Genomic DNA, 16,178 nt, shown 5'->3' on the forward strand with positions numbered 1-16,178 from the left:
TATGAACTTCAACATGGAGGAATGGGAGCCAAGGACCAACCTTGGACGCCTTGTGAAGGAGGGTGTCATAACAAGTATTGACGAGATCTTTGAAGAGGGACACCCAATAATGGAACTTGAGATAATCGATGCACTGCTTCCCGACCTCGAGGAGGAGGTCATCGACGTTAACCTTGTCCAGAGGATGCACAAATCAGGAAGGAAGGTCAACTTCAGGGTCATAGTTGCAGTGGGCAACAAGGACGGATACGTTGGACTCGGACAGGGCAAGGCCAGAGAGGTTGGACCTGCAATCAGGAAGGCAGTTGACGATGCAAAATTCAACATTATAAAGGTCAGGAGAGGCTGCGGTGACTGGGGATGTGTCTGTGGAAGGGAACACACGGTACCCTTCAAGGTCTCAGGTAAGAGTGGAAGTGTCCGCGTCACCCTCATACCAGCACCGGGTGGTGTTGGACTTGCAATAGGTGACGTTGGCAAGACCATAATGAGGCTTGCAGGTATAGATGATGTCTGGTCACATACCCGTGGACAGACACAGACCACAGTCAACTTTGCCAGGGCAACCTTCGATGCCCTAAAACAGCTGAGCAAGGTAAAGGCAAGCGAAAAGGACCTTAAAAACCTGGGTGTTTGCAGTACCTGAAGGTGATTCCAGATGTTCGCAGTAGTAAGGGTAAGGGGATCAGCGGGTGTCCGAAGGGACATAGCTGACACCATGGAGATGTTAAGACTCAACAGGATAAACCACGCAGTACTGGTTGAGGACACACCCAGCTACCTTGGCATGCTCCAGAAGGCCAAGGATTACATAACATGGGGTGAAATTGACCAGGAAACCCTGACAGCCATGATAGCCAAGAGGGCGAGAATCATCGGAGGGGAAAGGTTAACCGATGAATACATAAAGGAAAACACAGAGTATGATTCAGTGGAAGAATTTGCAGGGGCTGTCTTCAGGGGTGAGGTTAAACTTGAGGACGCAGGAATAAAACCTGTGTTCAGGTTACACCCCCCGAGAAAGGGATATGAGGCCATAAAAAAGGCCTTCAATGAGGGCGGAAGCCTCGGATACCGTGGCGATAAGATAAATGACCTCTTGAAGAGGATGATATAAGCGGAGGAATTACTCATGATCCGGAAAAGACGAAAGATCACAAGGATGAGGGGCTCACGCACCGTGGGTGGAGGATGCTCCAAGAAGAGAAGGGGAGCAGGTCACCGCGGAGGCAGAGGACAGGCAGGTGGACACAAACACCACTGGACATGGATCGTCAAGTACGACCCAAAACACTTTGGAAAGTACGGTTTCAAAAGGCCCCAGAAACTCATAAAGAGGCTGGAAACAGTTAACCTTGCCTATATCGATGAAAGGATTCCTGACCTCCTTGAGAAGGGAATTGCATCTGAAGAGGACGGAATGGTGGTGCTGGATGTAAGGGACCTTGGCTTCGAAAAGGTCCTTGGAAGCGGAAGGATCACACGACCCGTCCACATCAAGGCCCTTGAGTTCTCTGAGAGTGCCGTTGAGAAGATCACAGAGGCCGGGGGAAAGGCTGAAGTGATAGAGTAAATCAGCATTGACAAGGAGTGGAGCAGTTGAAGGAAAAATTTGAGCCCATATTCTCATTCCTGCCACAGGTAAAATCACCTGGCTACAGGGTACCCTTCAGGGAGAAACTCAAATGGACAGGTATAATCCTTGTCCTCTATTTCTTCCTGGCCCAGATACCACTCTACGGTTTAAGCCCCAGGGCTGTGGACCAGTTTGCCCAGCTGAGGGCTGTTCTTGCAGGAAACTTCGGTTCAATACTCACACTGGGTATAGGACCCATTGTGTCAGCATCAATCATACTCCAGCTTCTGGTTGGAGGTAAGATACTGAAGCTGGACCTCTCGAAGCATGAGGATAAGGCCTTTTTCCAGGGACTGCAGAAGCTCCTTGCCATCGTATTCACCTTCTTTGAGGCACTGATCTTTGTACTGACAGGGTCACTGGCACCCTCAGCCCCCCAGTTTGTCTGGATACTCATACTGCAGCTCACCATTGGAGGAATACTCATAATATTCCTCGACGAGGTTGTATCCAAATGGGGCTTTGGTAGCGGTGTTGGACTTTTCATTGCAGCAGGCGTATCCCAGGAGATAATTGTGGGTGCCTTCAACCCCCTCTCTGCACCCACACAGCCAGGGGTACCCGCCGGGAGAATAACAGGTTTCCTATACCTCCTGTTCACAGGGCAGAGTCCTGACTTCCAGTACTACGTTCTCCCTGTACTGGCCCTCATAGCGGTTTTCCTCGTCGTCGTCTATGCCGAGAGTATGAGGGTGGAGATACCCATATCCATGGGAGGGGGTAAGAGGCTCTCAAGGGGTGCTGTTGGAAAGTACCCCCTGCGTTTCATATACGCCAGTAACATGCCGGTTATACTGACAAGCGCACTCCTCCTGAATGTTCAGCTAATGGCAAACGTGTTCCAGAAACTTGGATACCCCATACTCGGTACTGTAAGCAATGGGCAGCCGGTTGATGGGCTCGCATACCTTCTCACAGCTCCACGCTCAATCGACGCCCTCATACTGGACCCATTCAAGGTACTGTTCTATGCGGTTGTATTCATAGGGCTCTGTGTCCTCTTTGCCTGGCTCTGGGTTGAGATAAGTAACATAGGTCCCAAGCATGTTGCAAAACAGCTTTACCAGATGGGTATGCAGATCCCTGGTTTCAGGAGCAGCAGGGGGCAGTTCGAGAAGATACTGAAACGCTACATACCCACGATAACGATCCTGGGAGGGGCATTTGTGGGGCTCCTTGCATTCGTGGCTGACCTGACAGGTTCTCTCGGTGGAGGTACAGGTGTCCTTCTAACGGTGGGTATAGTTTACAGGCTCTATGAGGAGATTGCCCAGGAGCAGCTGATGGATATGCACCCAATACTCAGAAGCTTCCTGGGAGATTAGGATAATCTTTTAATCCATGGGAGTGGTACAATGAAGGTTGTTGTAGTTGCAGGTATACCTGGTTCAGGAAGCACGACGGTCCTTGAGAACACCCTCAGGGAGCTTGACTACCTCAATGTGAATTACGGGGATGTCATGCTTGAAATAGCCCGTGAAAAGGGACTTGTTGAAAACAGGGACCAGATGAGAACCCTTGAACCTGGAGTCCAGAAGGAGATACAGAGGGCGGCTGCGAAAAGTATAAGAGAAAGGTCACTGGAAAATAATATAATCGTCGACACACACTGCACCATAAAGACGCCTGCTGGTTTTCTGCCAGGTCTTCCAGTATGGGTTCTTGAGGAACTGGAACCTGACATGTTTGTGCTTGTGGAGGCTGATCCAGAGGAGATCTTCACAAGGAGGATTAGCGATACTTCCAGAAACAGGGATATGGAATCCCTGCAGGAGATCGACCTCCATCAGCAGATGAACAGGGCAGCTGCAATGGCCTACGCCACACTCACAGGCGCAACTGTTAAGATTGTTAAGAACCACAACAACCAGCTTGAGTCTGCAGTCAGTGAGATGAAGAACATTCTGGAGTAAGATAAAGAGGAAACAAAAATGGTGCTTGAAGTCGTATACGGGGCACTGAACGCTGTATTCGGTCCATTCATTGCAATGGACCCGAATCCACAGAACCCCATCCTCACGGTATTCCTGATATCAGCAATAGTGGCCTTTATCATAACACTGGCAAACAAATTGCTTGTGGACCAGGAAAGGCTCGAAGAACTTAAAGCTGAAATGCAGGAGTTCCAGCAGGAGATGATGGAGGCAAGAAAGAAGAATGACATGCAGGCGCTTGAGGAGATCCAGAAAAAACAGATGGAGTTCATGGACAAACAGCGCGAAATGATGACCATGTCATTCAAGCCAATGATAGTCACTTTCGTGCCCATAATCCTTGTCTTCTACTGGATGGGACAGGAACCACACATAGTCAAGACACTGGTGATATTGCCCCAGGTTGCATACTATGTCCTCCTTGTCCCCCTGTGGCACATGTTCTATGGCATGCCACCAAACGCCCCATCCTATGCCATAGGATGGCTTGGCTGGTACATCTTATGCTCCTTTGCAATGTCCCAGATATTCAGAAAGTTCATGGGACTTAAAGGTGGAATGTAACGTTATGGAGAGATTGAAATGCCAGAGTTAAGATACAGATCCAGATCATATAAGAGAATCTTCAAGAGAACTCCTGGAGGAAGGACGGTTATACATTACCGCAGAAAGAAACCATCAAAGCATGTATGTGCTGGCTGCGGAAAGCCACTCCATGGTGTTCCAAGAGGAAGACCATATGAGATAAGAAAACTCTCAAAGTCCAAGAAGAGACCCAACAGACCATACGGTGGTTACTACTGTTCAAGCTGCGCACGCAAAGTCTTTAAGAAAGAGGCAAGGTCATAATGATCATAACCATCGGTGGTCTGGCCGGCACTGGCACAACAACCGTTGCCAGAATTCTGTCTGAGAGGACAGGGATACCCTGTGTTTCCGCAGGTGATGTCTTCAGGCAGATGGCTGCTGAGAGGAAACTTGACATACTGGAGTTCAGCAAACTTGCAGAGGAGAATCCAGAGATAGACATAGAGATCGACAGGAGACAGGCCAGACTTGCAGATGAACATGAGGACCTCATACTTGAGGGAAGACTCTCTGCACACTTTGCAAGGGCGGATCTGAAGGTCCTGCTGATGGCACCCTTTGATGTGAGGGCACAGCGAATAAGTATCCGGGAATCCAAGGACCTGGAGACGGTCAAGAATGAGATCCGGATACGTGAGGCCAGTGAAGCCCAGAGGTACAGGGAGATTCACGGTATAGATGTGGATGACCTTGAGGTATACGACATTGTGATAAACACCAGCCATTTTGACGCTGAAGGCGTGGCTGAAATCATACTAAAAGTTACCGAGGTGATTTAATGGCAGCAATAGAAGTTGGAAGAGTATGTGTGAAAACCGCAGGTAGAGAAGCCGGTGAAAAATGCGTGATACTTGATATCATCGACAAAAACTTCGTTGAAGTTGTGGGTGTCAATGTTAAGAACAGGAGGTGTAACATAGGACACCTTGAACCAACAGAGAAAAAGATAGAGATCAAATCCGATGATATCGAGGAAATAAAGAAGGAACTTGAAGCCCTTGAATAAACCCACCTCTTATTTTTGCAGGTATCCCTCATGGCAGAATTCATAGAGTTAAAGGAGTCACGCACGGACCCTGCATATGGGTGCCCGCCCCACGAGAGGGACATTGAGACCCACATATCACATGGCGTTGTTAACCTTGATAAACCATCTGGTCCCACCTCCCACCAGGTGGATGCATGGGTTCGGGACATGCTCCACGCAGAGAAGGTGGGGCATGGGGGCACACTGGACCCCAAGGTTACAGGTGTCCTGCCCCTGGGCATAAACAGGGCCACAAGGGTCATGCAGCTCCTCCTTGAGGCCCCCAAGGAATACGTATGCCTTATGAGGGTTCACAGGGAGGTGGATGAGGACAGGATAAGGGAGGTACTAGGGGAGTTTCAGGGAAAGATCTTCCAGATACCCCCCCTCAAGTCAGCTGTTAAAAGGGAGCTCCGCGTAAGGACCATCTACGATGTTAATATACTTGAGATTGATGGGCAGGATGTTCTCTTCAGGATAGCCTGTGAGGCAGGGACCTACGTGAGGAAGTACTGCCATGATGTGGGCGAGGCCCTTGGTACAGGGGCCCACATGGCTGAACTCAGACGGACACGTGTGGGTCCCTTCACGGAGGAGGGGCTGGTAACCCTCCATGACCTCAAGGACGCCTACCAGTTCTGGGTTGAGGATGGGGATGAAGGATTCCTGAGGGAATGCATCCTTCCAATGGAGTTTGCAGTATCCCATCTCCCCCGTGCCGTTATCCTTGACTCTGCGGTTGATGCAGTATGCCATGGCGCTGACCTTGCACGTGGGGGCATAGCGGGCCTGGATGATAACATAAAAAAGGGCGACACAGTTGCGGTGATGACCCTCAAGGGGGAACTTGTGGCTGTTGGTGAGGCACTGATGCCGTCCCTTGATATTGTGGCCGCAGACAGTGGCCTTGTGATTGAGACAGATAAGGTCTTCATGAAGCCTGGAACCTACCCCAGGATGTGGCGCCAGTCTATGTAGCGGTACTCTGGATTTGCTGTCATTCCACACATGGCAGTACTTCGGATGTGGTTCCAGTCGCCATAGCAATACTTAAATAGGCTTCAATCCATACACTTAAAATGATACATCATATGCCGGGATAGCCTAGCCAGGTAAGGCGCAAGACTGGAAATCTTGTGGAGCTTTGCTCCTCCTGGGTTCAAATCCCAGTCCCGGCGTCGGTTAAAGCAACAATGTTGCACCTACGACTGTTATCTGGAATTCGCAACCCCCGTCCCGCGAATTCACTCTTACTGGAGGTTAATGAATGGAAGAAGAATTCAAACATATGGTTCGTATTGCCAGAAAGGACATTGATGGTAATAAGACCATGGAAAATGCCCTCACAAGTATAAAGGGCGTTGGAAAGGCTCTTTCAAGGGCAATAATCATGTCAGCAGGATACGATCTTAACCAGAGGATAGGCTACCTTTCAGATGAGGAAATAGAGAGGCTTGAAGAGGCCATAAAGAACCCTGCAAAGTACAACATCCCATCATGGATGATCAACAGGCGTAACGATTACGAGACAGGCGAGGACAAGCACCTCATAGAGTCAGACCTTGACATGTGCCTCAGAGAGGACCTGAACCGCATGAGGAAAACAAGAAGCTACAAGGGAAGAAGACACGAACTTGGACTACCTGTCAGGGGACAGAGGACAAAGTCCACATTCAGGAAGGGCTCCTCAGTTGGTGTGAGAAGGAAGAAAAGGTAGATAAGGAGAGGTTAAAATGGGACACCCACGTAAGGCAAGAAAAAAGTATGACACTCCACCTCACCCATGGAACGCTGAAAGAATAAAGGAAGAAAACAGGCTTGTGGCAAAGTACGGCCTCAAGAACAAGAAGGAAGTCTGGAAAGCAGAAACAATGGTGAGGAGGTACAGGAGGGATGCAAGGTACCTCCTGGGTATATCAGGTGAACACACAAAGAAGGAGAGGGAACAGCTCCTGGGACACCTTGTGAGGGCAGGAATACTCAACGAGGGCGCAAACCTTGAGGACGTCCTTGACCTCACAGTGGAGGACGTGCTCAGGAGGAGACTCCAGACACTGGTTCACAAGAGGGGACTTGCAAGGACAGTGAACGAGGCCAGACAGATGGTGGTTCACGGCCACATAGCCCTCGACGGCAGGAAAATCGACGCCCCGGGATACATAGTTAAAAGGGGAGAAGAGGACAAAATAGGATTCTACCCATCATCCCCAATGAAAAAACAGATTGAAGCAGCCCAGGACGCTGAATAAATTCAGGGAGAGATAAAATGGCTGAAAAGGAAAAATGGGGAATCGCAAATATTTACTCATCATTCAACAACACAATAATCACCATTACAGACATAACCGGTGCAGAGACCATCACACAGTGGTCCGGTGGTAAGGTTGTGAGGGCTGACCGTCAGGAGTCATCACCCTTCGCTGCCATGGAGGCTGCAACAAGGGCTGCTGATGATGCAAAGGAGAAGGGTATCGTCGGCCTGCACATCAAGGTGAGGGCCCCAGGTGGAAACGGCCCAAGAACACCAGGACCAGGTGCACAGGCAGCCATAAGGGCCCTTGCAAGGGCAGGAATGAAGATAGGCAAAATTGAGGATGTAACTCCCATACCTCATGATGGCACAGGAAGACCTGGAGGTAAGAGGGGAAGAAGGGTCTAAAATGGATATTGCTCTTAAGGAAAAAACTGATACCGAAATGGTCTTTGTGGTCACTGGCGTAACCGTTCCATTCATAAACGCCATAAGGAGGATCTGCATGATGGAGGTCCCAAAACTGGCAATCGAGTACGTTAACATGTACAGGAACGACGCCAGGATGTTTGATGAGGTACTTGCCCACAGGCTTGGACTGGTACCCCTCAAAGCTGACCCTGAATTCATTGAGGGCCTGAAAATGCCTGATGAGTGTGACTGTGAGGAATACTGCTCTGAATGCAGTGTATCATTCACACTCAAAAAGAAGGGCCCCGGTGTCGTCTACTCCAGGGATCTTCTATCAGAGACACCTGCAGTCGAACCTGTATATCCAGATATCCCCCTGGTGAAGCTGGGGGATGAGGATGAGGTTGAACTGGAGGCTGTTGCACAGCTCGGCGTGGGAAGGGATCATGCCAAGTGGGAGCCCACAACAGCATGCGCATACAAGTACTACCCCATGATAACATTCACAGAGGAATGCGATGAGTGCCTGGAATGTGTGGATGCATGTCCAAGGGGAGTCCTTGGGGAGGAATCAGGGAAACCTGAGGTACTTGACGTTGAAAACTGTTCAATGTGCAAGAGCTGTGTGAGGGCATGTGATAAAGGGGCCATAATTGTGGGATATGAGGAAGGCAAGTTCATATTCAGGATAGAGACCGACGGATCAGTTGACCCTAAGGATGTCCTTCTTAAGGCATGTGACATCCTCAGAGACAAGGCAGAAAGGGTAATAACATTTTGTGAAGGAGGCTAAGCCATGGCTAGGAAGATTACCAAGACAAATCCCAATCTCATAAAACTCATACGCAACCTCAGAAAGAAATCATCCCAGGAGGGCGCGGCGATCTGGAAGGACGTTGCAAGGAGGCTCGAAAGACCCACAAGGAACAGGGCCGAGGTTAACATTTCCAAGATAAACAGGTACACAGATGAAAATGAAACTGTCGTTGTACCTGGAAAGGTCCTTGGAAGCGGGAGCCTTGACCATAAGGTTCAGGTTGTCGCCCTATCGTTTTCACAGACAGCCAGGGATAAGATAGAGGGTGCTGGTGGAGAGTGCCTGACACTCGGAAAGATCGTTGAAGAGAATCCAGCCATAAAGAACATCAGGATAATAGAATAAAGGTGTTGCTCATGATCATCAATGGAGAAGGACATATCCTTGGAAGACTGGCAAGCGTGGTCAGCCAGAAACTCCTGGAAGGGGAGGAAGTGGTTGTCCTCAATGCTGAGAAAATCATAATCACAGGCTCAAAGCAGTGGGCATACAGCAAGTACAAGCAGAGGATTGACAGGGCCAGCATATCAAACCCCCGCAGAATGGGTCCCAAGTACCCGAGAAGACCCGACGACATATTCAGAAGAACCGTGAGGGGAATGCTCCCCTACAGGAAATCAAGGGGCAGAGAGGCCTTCAAGGGACTGAAGGCATATGTTGGCGTTCCAAGGGAATTCAAGGATGAAGAAATGGTTGAAATACCTGAGGCCAGGGCAGGTAACATAAAGAAGGGAATGGAGCTTGGAGAAATCTCAGAACTTCTGGGCGCTAAATTCTAACTTAGGGAGTGTAATCATGAGGAAGGTTATTCACACAAGCGGCAAAAGGAAAACCGCCATTGCAAGGGGAACCATAAGCGAAGGTAAGGGTAGAGTGAGGATCAATAAGGTGCCTGTGGAACTCTACACCCCTGAACTTGCAAGGCTCAAGATCATGGAACCACTGCAGCTGGCCGGTGACATCGTTAATGATGTGGACATAAACATCAAGGTCGTCGGAGGCGGAATCGTGGGCCAGGCAGAGGCTGCAAGAATGGTCATAGCCAGGGGCCTCGTGGAATGGACAGGGGACATGGACCTCAAGGAGAAGTTTGTCAGGTACGACAGGACAATGCTTGTAGGGGACCCCAGGCGTTCAGAACCCAAGAAGTACGGTGGACGCGGCGCCCGTGCAAGGAGACAGAAGAGTTACAGGTAGATCAAGCGATAACTTTATATATTTTTATTTTATAAAATTAAAGAGTAGAATGATTCAGTATGATTCCAGTAAGATGTTTAAGCTGCGGAAAACCGGTATCAGCCTATTTCAATGAGTATCAGAAAAGAGTGGCTGATGGAGAGGACCCAAAGGATGTCCTTGATGACCTGGGTCTTAAGAGGTACTGCTGCAGACGAATGTTAATTTCACATGTTGAGACATGGTAGGGGACCGTAGGGTAGCTTGGTCCATCCTCCCAGCCATTGAAGAAGTTTCAGTGCTTTTCAACTGGAACGGGGATGGTCAGCACCGGAACGCTGGAGACCCGAGTTCAAATCTCGGCGGTCCCATCAAAACAATCCAAGAACCTCTATTTTAAGTTTTTCTTGGAGGCAATGAAATGGCGTCAAAAAAACTCACACGTTTTGAAAGGGCTAGGTTAATAGGTGCCAGGGCACTCCAGATATCAATGGGTGCAAGGCCCCAGGTTGAGATCGAGGAGTCACTGGACCCTGTTGATATAGCCAGGAAGGAACTTGAAAAGAAGGTAATGCCACTGGATGTTAGAAGAGACAGATAAACTCTAATAAACCACTATTTTTCAATGTAGAGTTTATTGTGAGGTGTTTTTGTGGAAAGTATAATTGAAGATGTTAGAGTAAGAAAAATTCTTGATAGCAGGGGAAACCCAACGGTTGAGGTTGATGTTATAACCTGGAACGGCTTTGGAAGGGCAGCGGCCCCCAGCGGTGCAAGCACAGGTTCCAGGGAGGTTACCGCCTTCCCATCAGGTGGGGTTGATGAGATCATAACAGAGGTTGAGGATATAATCTCATCAGAACTCATAGGAATGGATGCCGTTGACCTGCAGGACATAGACCTCGTTTTAAAGGAGATTGATGGAACCGAGAATCTCTCATCACTTGGAGGGAACACTGTGGTTGCCGTCTCAATGGCAACCGCCAGGGCAGCCGCGTCATCATACAACATGCCCCTCTACAGGTTCCTGGGCGGCAACCTTGCAACCGCCATACCATACCCCCTGGGCAACATGATAAACGGGGGAGCCCATGCTGGAGAGAACGCACCTGACATACAGGAATTCCTTGTGGTGCCTGTGGGTGCAGAGGACATAACAGAAGCGGTATTTGCAAATGCAGCAGTCCACAAGAAGATAAGGGAACTCATACAGAAAAAGGATCCCTCCTTCACGGGAGGTAAGGGTGATGAGGGCGGATGGGTGCCAAGCCTGTCAAACCATGATGCACTGGATATACAGGTAACAGCCTGTGAGGAGGTCACAGACGAACTCGGCGTTGAGGTCAGGCCATCACTGGACCTTGCAGCAAGTGAATTCTGGGACCCTGAACTTGAAAAGTACGTCTACAAACAGGAGAAGGTCCAGAAGGACACCGGTGAACAGATAGAGTTTGTCAGGGAGATCATCGAAACCTATGACATGTACTATGTTGAGGACCCATTCCATGAGGGCGACTTTGAGGGCTTCGCGGAACTCACATCACTTGTGGGGGACCGCTGCATAATCTGCGGTGACGACATCTTCGTGACCAACAGGGAGATACTCAGAGAGGGCATAGAGATGGGTGCCGCCAATGGTATAATCATCAAACCAAACCAGATAGGTACACTCACAGACACCTACCTGACAGTCAAACTTGCCCGTGAGAACCGTTACACCCCTGTGGTCTCCCACAGGTCAGGTGAGACAACAGATGATACAATAGCCCACCTTGCAGTGGCATTCGGCGCACCACTTATCAAGACAGGCGCTATAGGCGGTGAGAGGATAGCCAAACTTAATGAACTCATACGCATACAGGAAGAGATTCCATATTCCACCATGGCTGAACTGCCATTTTAACATCAAACTTACTGAGGTGATATATTGTCAGAACTACTGATACCACTAGACAAATACCTTGCAGCAGGACTGCACATTGGAACACAGCAGAAGACAGCTGATATGGAGAAATACATCTACCGTGTAAGATCAGATGGACTCTATGTCCTTGATATAAGGAAAACAAATGACAGGATAATAGCGGCCTCAAAGTTCCTTGCAAAGTATGAACCAGACGATATACTGGCCGTATCAACAAGGCAGTATGGACAGGAACCTGTCAGGAAATTCGGTGAGGTGACAGGTGCAAGGACAATACCAGGCAGGTTCATCCCGGGGACACTGACAAACCCCAACTATGCAAAGTTCATTGAACCACAGGTGCTGGTTGCCACTGATCCAAGATCAGATTCACAGGCAATAGTCGAGGCCAAACAGATAGGCCTGCCTGTTGTGGCACTCTGCGACACAGAGAACCTCCTTGGAAATGTTGACATTGCAATACCCGTCAACAACAAGGGCCGTAAGGCCATAGCCCTTGTTTACTGGCTCCTGGCAAGGCAGCTTCTCAGGGAGAAGGGTGTGCTAAAGGAGGATGAGGACCTGGATGTGCCTCCCACTGAATTTGAACTGAAAATTTAGAGTGGTTCTATGATAAGAAGACCTGCAGTGGCGGGAGCTTTCTATGAGCGGGACCCTGCAGCGCTCAGAAGGCGAATTGAGTGGTGCTTCAACCATGAACTGGGGCCAGGTGGTCTGCCAGTCAGGGGTTCCGCCAGGAAAATAAAGGGGGTGATCACCCCCCACGCAGGTTACATGTACTCGGGACCTGTGGCAGCCCACGCCTACCATGAGCTGGTATCAGATGGTATACCTGAAACATTCGTGATAATCTGCCCCAACCACACAGGCATGGGGTCAGGCGTCTCACTGATGCAGAGGGGAGCATGGGAAACACCCCTCGGTGTCGTGGATATTGACAGTGAACTCGCAGAGGCCATTGTAAGGGAATCAGGCATCATTGATATTGATGGGACCGCCCACCTCGGAGAGCACAGCTGTGAGGTCCATGTACCATTCATCCAGTACTTCACAGATAGATTCAGAATGGTCCCCATCACAATGTGGATGCAGGACCAGGAGACATCCACAGACGTTGGACATGCAGTGGCGAAAGCGATTGAGAGGACAGAAAGGGACGCGGTTGTCATTGCAAGCACAGACTTCACCCACTACAGCCCCGCAGATGTTGCCGGATCCATTGACAGCAGGATAATTGAGAGGATAACCGAAATGGATGATACAGGTATGTACGGTGTTATCATGGAACTCAATGCAACCATGTGTGGTTACGGGCCAGTGGCCGCCAGCATCACAGCATCCAGGATGCTCGGAGCCAGTGAGTGCAGGCTGTTAAAGTATGCCACGAGTGGTGATATAACAGGGGATCAGAGTTCAGTTGTGGGCTATGCCTCCCTTGTCCTGAGAGGCTGAAGGTGAAACCTTGAAGTCACGGGCATCAGCACCTGCCAAGGCCATTCTTTTTGGTGAACATGCCGTTGTATATGGGAAACCGGCGATTGCAGCTGCAATAGATAGAAGGGTGACCGTAACCCTGGGGGATTTCTCTGAAAACCGGGTTACCATACCATCCCTGGGAGTTGATTTCAGGTCCGAATCCAGCCCCAGGGGGGGTATTCTTGACTATGTTGGGAGAACCCTCCAGCTATACCATGACGGCTCACCACTCAGTATCCAGATCGAAATGGAGATACCGGTGGGGTCGGGCCTTGGCTCATCAGCGGCACTCACAGTTGCACTCATAGGGGCCCTTGATGGATACCATGAAAGGGAATCAGAACCAGGGGATACCGCTGCGAGGGCCCACAGGGTTGAACTGGAAGTCCAGGGAGCCGCAAGTCCCCTTGACACCACAGTGAGCACATATGGCGGTCTGGTGTACCTTGACAGTCAGAGGAATGTGGAAAAGGTTAATGCGCGGCTTCATGATCTTGTAATAGCGCACCTGGACCACTCAGGTGACACTGCAGAGATGGTTGCAGGAGTCGCAGAGCTCCGAAGCAGGTTCCCGGATGTCATGGATGGAATCATGGATGCGGTTGAGATGATAACCATGAGGGCATACAGGGCACTCCTGAGCAACAACCCGGAACCCATAGGGGACCTCATGAACATAAACCAGGGGCTCCTTGACGCCATGGGCGTGTCCACAGGGGAACTTTCAATGATGGTCTATGAGGCCAGGAGTGCAGGTGCAGCCGGCTCCAAGATCACAGGTGCTGGGGGAGGCGGAAGCATAATAGCATATTGCCCTGGATGCGCAGAAGATGTTGCTGAGGCCCTTAACAGGAACTGGAATGCAATGAAGGCCAGGTTTTCAGAGGAGGGCCTGATCCGGTAAAACTCTTATCACTTAAAGGGGCATCTTATGATCATTCTCAAAGTAGGTGGAAGTGTAATTACCAGAAAGGACTCTGAGGAACCTGAAATAGATTCAGAAAACCTTCAGAGGATAGCCTCAGAGATTGCAGAAGCTTCACCATCATCACTCATGATAATACATGGGGCCGGATCATTTGGCCACCCATTCGCAGGAAAATACAGGATAGGATCTGAAATAAAGGATGAGGAGGAATTCAGAAAGCGGAGATTTGGATCCGCACTCACACAGAACTGGGTCAGAAAACTCAACACACACATCTGTGACGCACTCCTTGATGAGGGAATACCGGCGGTCTCCATACCCCCATCAGCGTTCATGAGGGCAGAAAATGGCCGTATCAGGGATGCTGATCTATCAATGATAGAATCCTACCTGCAGGAGGGGATGGTCCCTGTAAGTTACGGTGACGTGGTCCTTGACTTAAACATCAGCGTTAGGTTCTCTGTGATATCAGGGGACCAGCTCATAAACCACTTCTCCATCAGGTTAAGGCCAGAGAGGGTCATACTTGGAACAGATGTGGACGGGGTTTACACCAGAAACCCAAAGAAATACCCTGATGCAAGGCTTCTCGATATTATAGGATCCCTTGATGACCTCGAATCCCTTGATGGGACATTTAACACCGACGTTACAGGTGGAATGGTTGGTAAGGTGAGGGAACTCCTGGTCCTTGCAGAGAGGGGTATAGAGTCAGAGATAATAAATGCAGGCGTACCTGGAAATATCCTGAGGGCCCTACGTGGAGAGTCTGTGAGGGGCACCAGGATCAGAAAATAAATCATTCATATCACGATCATAACCTGATAGTTCAGGGTTACAGTTAAGGGAAAAATCTGAAGCCAGATCATAAGGATTCAGGTCATCAATTAAGGGAATTAAGACACGATCATAACCTCATAGTTCAGGATTATCAATTAAGGGAAATTTGAAGGGCGTTAAAATGATTTCGGATAGAAAACTGGAGCATTTAATCCTGTGCACAAGCTGTGACGTGGAGTACAGGAAGAGCACAGGCTTCGAGGAAATTGAAATAGTTCACAGGGCCATACCTGAGATAAACAGGGAAAAGATAGATATAGGCCTGGATTTTCTGGGTAAAGAGCTTTCATCACCCATAATGATAAGTGCAATTACAGGCGGGCACCCTGCAGCCCTCAAAATAAACAGGGAACTTGCAAGGGCCGCAGAGGAACTTGGAATTGCACTTGGACTTGGAAGCCAGAGGGCAGGTGTTGAACACCCTGAGGTTGAGGAGACCTACGCCATAGCAAGGAAAGAGGCCCCATCAGCGATGCTCGTAGGAAACATTGGAAGCTCCCACATAGAATATGCCGAGAGGGCAGTTGAAATGATAGACGCAGATGCACTCGCAGTGCACCTAAACCCCCTACAGGAGTCAATACAGCCAGGGGGCGACGTGGACTCAACCGGGGCCCTTGAATCCATATCATCAATTGTGAAGTCCATGGATGTCCCCGTAATGGTCAAGGAGACAGGTGCAGGTATATCCTCAGAGGACGCCATAAAACTAGAATCATGTGGTGTGGCGGCCATAGACGTTGCAGGTGCAGGCGGCACCAGCTGGGCCGCAGTTGAAACCTACCGTGCAGACGACAGATACATGGGTGAACTGTTCTGGGACTGGGGAATACCCACCGCTGCAAGCACCGTGGAGGTTGCAGAGTCAGTAAACGTACCTGTCATTGCATCAGGGGGTATAAGAAGCGGACTTGACGCTGCAAAGGCCATAGCCCTAGGTGCAACAATGACTGGAATAGCACTCCCGGTACTTGAAGCTGCAGGCCAGGGCCACAGGGCCGTTATAAGGGTAATTGAAAGGTTCAACGAGGCACTTAAAACCGCCATGTACCTTGCAGGTGCAGAAACACTTGACGATCTCAAAAATTCACAGGTCATAATAATGGGCCGAACCAGAGAATGGCTAAATGAAAGGGGCTTTGAAACAATAAAATACGCCAGGAGGTAATA

At 49.6% G+C, this 16,178-nt stretch carries 25 protein-coding genes and 2 tRNA genes; all 27 read left to right on the forward strand.

The annotated features are described in order from the left end of the window. The first annotated feature begins 1 nt into the window (after nucleotide 1). The 27 genes from rpsE (at nucleotide 2) to fni (ending at nucleotide 16,176) form a co-directional block, all read left to right on the forward strand. Nucleotides 2-646 carry a 30S ribosomal protein S5 gene (gene rpsE, locus QFX39_RS08265; RefSeq protein WP_191216392.1) on the forward strand — a complete coding sequence of 215 codons (645 nt, stop codon included), beginning with the start codon at nucleotides 2-4 and terminating at the stop codon, nucleotides 644-646. A gap of 12 nt (nucleotides 647-658) precedes the next feature. Next, entirely contained in the window at nucleotides 659-1,117 is a 459-nt protein-coding gene (rpmD, locus tag QFX39_RS08270; RefSeq protein WP_300479374.1) for a 50S ribosomal protein L30, read from the forward strand. 15 nt (nucleotides 1,118-1,132) lie between these two features. After that, complete coding sequence (locus QFX39_RS08275) at nucleotides 1,133-1,573, forward strand: uL15 family ribosomal protein (protein ID WP_300479376.1); 441 nt, start codon at nucleotides 1,133-1,135, stop codon at nucleotides 1,571-1,573. A 17-nt stretch (nucleotides 1,574-1,590) separates the two neighbouring features. Next, nucleotides 1,591-2,961 carry a preprotein translocase subunit SecY gene (secY, locus tag QFX39_RS08280; RefSeq protein WP_300479378.1) on the forward strand — a complete coding sequence of 457 codons (1,371 nt, stop codon included), beginning with the start codon at nucleotides 1,591-1,593 and terminating at the stop codon, nucleotides 2,959-2,961. Between the two features lie 30 nt (nucleotides 2,962-2,991). Further along, nucleotides 2,992-3,549 carry an adenylate kinase gene (locus QFX39_RS08285; RefSeq protein WP_013295336.1) on the forward strand — a complete coding sequence of 186 codons (558 nt, stop codon included), beginning with the start codon at nucleotides 2,992-2,994 and terminating at the stop codon, nucleotides 3,547-3,549. 18 nt (nucleotides 3,550-3,567) lie between these two features. Then, nucleotides 3,568-4,134 (forward strand): EMC3/TMCO1 family protein, encoded by a 567-nt coding sequence (locus QFX39_RS08290; RefSeq protein WP_048174825.1) that lies wholly within the window; start codon nucleotides 3,568-3,570, stop codon nucleotides 4,132-4,134. Nucleotides 4,135-4,152: 18 nt separating this feature from the next. Next, nucleotides 4,153-4,419: a 50S ribosomal protein L34e gene (locus tag QFX39_RS08295; protein WP_013295338.1), complete on the forward strand. Its 267-nt coding sequence runs from the start codon at nucleotides 4,153-4,155 to the stop codon at nucleotides 4,417-4,419. Next, complete coding sequence (gene cmk / locus QFX39_RS08300; protein WP_013295339.1) at nucleotides 4,419-4,937, forward strand: (d)CMP kinase; 519 nt, start codon at nucleotides 4,419-4,421, stop codon at nucleotides 4,935-4,937. The genes QFX39_RS08295 and cmk overlap by 1 nt, the downstream gene beginning before the upstream one ends. After that, nucleotides 4,937-5,164, forward strand: coding sequence for a 50S ribosomal protein L14e (locus QFX39_RS08305; RefSeq protein WP_048174831.1), 228 nt, complete (start codon nucleotides 4,937-4,939; stop codon nucleotides 5,162-5,164). Before cmk ends, QFX39_RS08305 begins: the two co-directional genes overlap by 1 nt. A gap of 30 nt (nucleotides 5,165-5,194) precedes the next feature. Continuing rightward, nucleotides 5,195-6,163 (forward strand): RNA-guided pseudouridylation complex pseudouridine synthase subunit Cbf5, encoded by a 969-nt coding sequence (locus QFX39_RS08310; protein WP_300479387.1) that lies wholly within the window; start codon nucleotides 5,195-5,197, stop codon nucleotides 6,161-6,163. Between the two features lie 115 nt (nucleotides 6,164-6,278). Next, nucleotides 6,279-6,363, forward strand: a tRNA-Ser gene (locus QFX39_RS08315). A gap of 89 nt (nucleotides 6,364-6,452) precedes the next feature. Next, complete coding sequence (locus QFX39_RS08320; protein ID WP_013295342.1) at nucleotides 6,453-6,902, forward strand: 30S ribosomal protein S13; 450 nt, start codon at nucleotides 6,453-6,455, stop codon at nucleotides 6,900-6,902. Nucleotides 6,903-6,918: 16 nt separating this feature from the next. Continuing rightward, nucleotides 6,919-7,434, forward strand: coding sequence for a 30S ribosomal protein S4 (gene rpsD, locus QFX39_RS08325; RefSeq protein WP_013295343.1), 516 nt, complete (start codon nucleotides 6,919-6,921; stop codon nucleotides 7,432-7,434). A 17-nt stretch (nucleotides 7,435-7,451) separates the two neighbouring features. Next, nucleotides 7,452-7,844, forward strand: coding sequence for a 30S ribosomal protein S11 (locus QFX39_RS08330; protein WP_013295344.1), 393 nt, complete (start codon nucleotides 7,452-7,454; stop codon nucleotides 7,842-7,844). A 1-nt stretch (nucleotide 7,845) separates the two neighbouring features. Further along, nucleotides 7,846-8,640: a DNA-directed RNA polymerase subunit D gene (locus tag QFX39_RS08335; protein ID WP_300479394.1), complete on the forward strand. Its 795-nt coding sequence runs from the start codon at nucleotides 7,846-7,848 to the stop codon at nucleotides 8,638-8,640. A 3-nt stretch (nucleotides 8,641-8,643) separates the two neighbouring features. Further along, on the forward strand, nucleotides 8,644-9,009 hold the full coding sequence (locus tag QFX39_RS08340; protein WP_300479397.1) for a 50S ribosomal protein L18e: 366 nt from the start codon (nucleotides 8,644-8,646) through the stop codon (nucleotides 9,007-9,009). Between the two features lie 11 nt (nucleotides 9,010-9,020). Beyond that, on the forward strand, nucleotides 9,021-9,443 hold the full coding sequence (locus tag QFX39_RS08345) for a 50S ribosomal protein L13 (RefSeq protein ID WP_013295347.1): 423 nt from the start codon (nucleotides 9,021-9,023) through the stop codon (nucleotides 9,441-9,443). A gap of 16 nt (nucleotides 9,444-9,459) precedes the next feature. Beyond that, nucleotides 9,460-9,861, forward strand: a complete 402-nt coding sequence (locus QFX39_RS08350) for a 30S ribosomal protein S9 (protein ID WP_300479401.1) — start codon at nucleotides 9,460-9,462, stop codon at nucleotides 9,859-9,861. Between the two features lie 59 nt (nucleotides 9,862-9,920). After that, nucleotides 9,921-10,088 carry a DNA-directed RNA polymerase subunit N gene (locus QFX39_RS08355; RefSeq protein ID WP_013295349.1) on the forward strand — a complete coding sequence of 56 codons (168 nt, stop codon included), beginning with the start codon at nucleotides 9,921-9,923 and terminating at the stop codon, nucleotides 10,086-10,088. After that, nucleotides 10,089-10,211, forward strand: a tRNA-Pro gene (locus QFX39_RS08360). Between the two features lie 50 nt (nucleotides 10,212-10,261). After that, a complete protein-coding gene (locus tag QFX39_RS08365) occupies nucleotides 10,262-10,441 on the forward strand; it encodes a DNA-directed RNA polymerase subunit K (protein WP_300479405.1) in 180 nt (59 codons plus the stop codon). A 51-nt stretch (nucleotides 10,442-10,492) separates the two neighbouring features. After that, the gene (gene eno / locus QFX39_RS08370) at nucleotides 10,493-11,743 is read left to right on the forward strand and encodes a phosphopyruvate hydratase (protein WP_300479408.1); all 1,251 of its coding nucleotides are present in this window, start codon (nucleotides 10,493-10,495) and stop codon (nucleotides 11,741-11,743) included. A gap of 24 nt (nucleotides 11,744-11,767) precedes the next feature. Beyond that, a complete protein-coding gene (rpsB, locus tag QFX39_RS08375) occupies nucleotides 11,768-12,364 on the forward strand; it encodes a 30S ribosomal protein S2 (RefSeq protein WP_013295352.1) in 597 nt (198 codons plus the stop codon). Nucleotides 12,365-12,373: 9 nt separating this feature from the next. Beyond that, entirely contained in the window at nucleotides 12,374-13,216 is an 843-nt protein-coding gene (locus QFX39_RS08380; RefSeq protein WP_300479413.1) for an MEMO1 family protein, read from the forward strand. Between the two features lie 10 nt (nucleotides 13,217-13,226). Beyond that, nucleotides 13,227-14,144: a mevalonate kinase gene (gene mvk, locus QFX39_RS08385; RefSeq protein WP_300479416.1), complete on the forward strand. Its 918-nt coding sequence runs from the start codon at nucleotides 13,227-13,229 to the stop codon at nucleotides 14,142-14,144. Between the two features lie 27 nt (nucleotides 14,145-14,171). Then, on the forward strand, nucleotides 14,172-14,966 hold the full coding sequence (locus QFX39_RS08390; protein WP_300479420.1) for an isopentenyl phosphate kinase: 795 nt from the start codon (nucleotides 14,172-14,174) through the stop codon (nucleotides 14,964-14,966). A 163-nt stretch (nucleotides 14,967-15,129) separates the two neighbouring features. Continuing rightward, a complete protein-coding gene (gene fni, locus QFX39_RS08395) occupies nucleotides 15,130-16,176 on the forward strand; it encodes a type 2 isopentenyl-diphosphate Delta-isomerase (RefSeq protein ID WP_300479423.1) in 1,047 nt (348 codons plus the stop codon). Nucleotides 16,177-16,178 lie beyond the last annotated feature (2 nt).

Source organism: Methanothermobacter sp. (genome assembly GCF_030055425.1).
In the GTDB taxonomy this organism is placed as follows: Archaea; Methanobacteriota; Methanobacteria; order Methanobacteriales; family Methanothermobacteraceae; genus Methanothermobacter.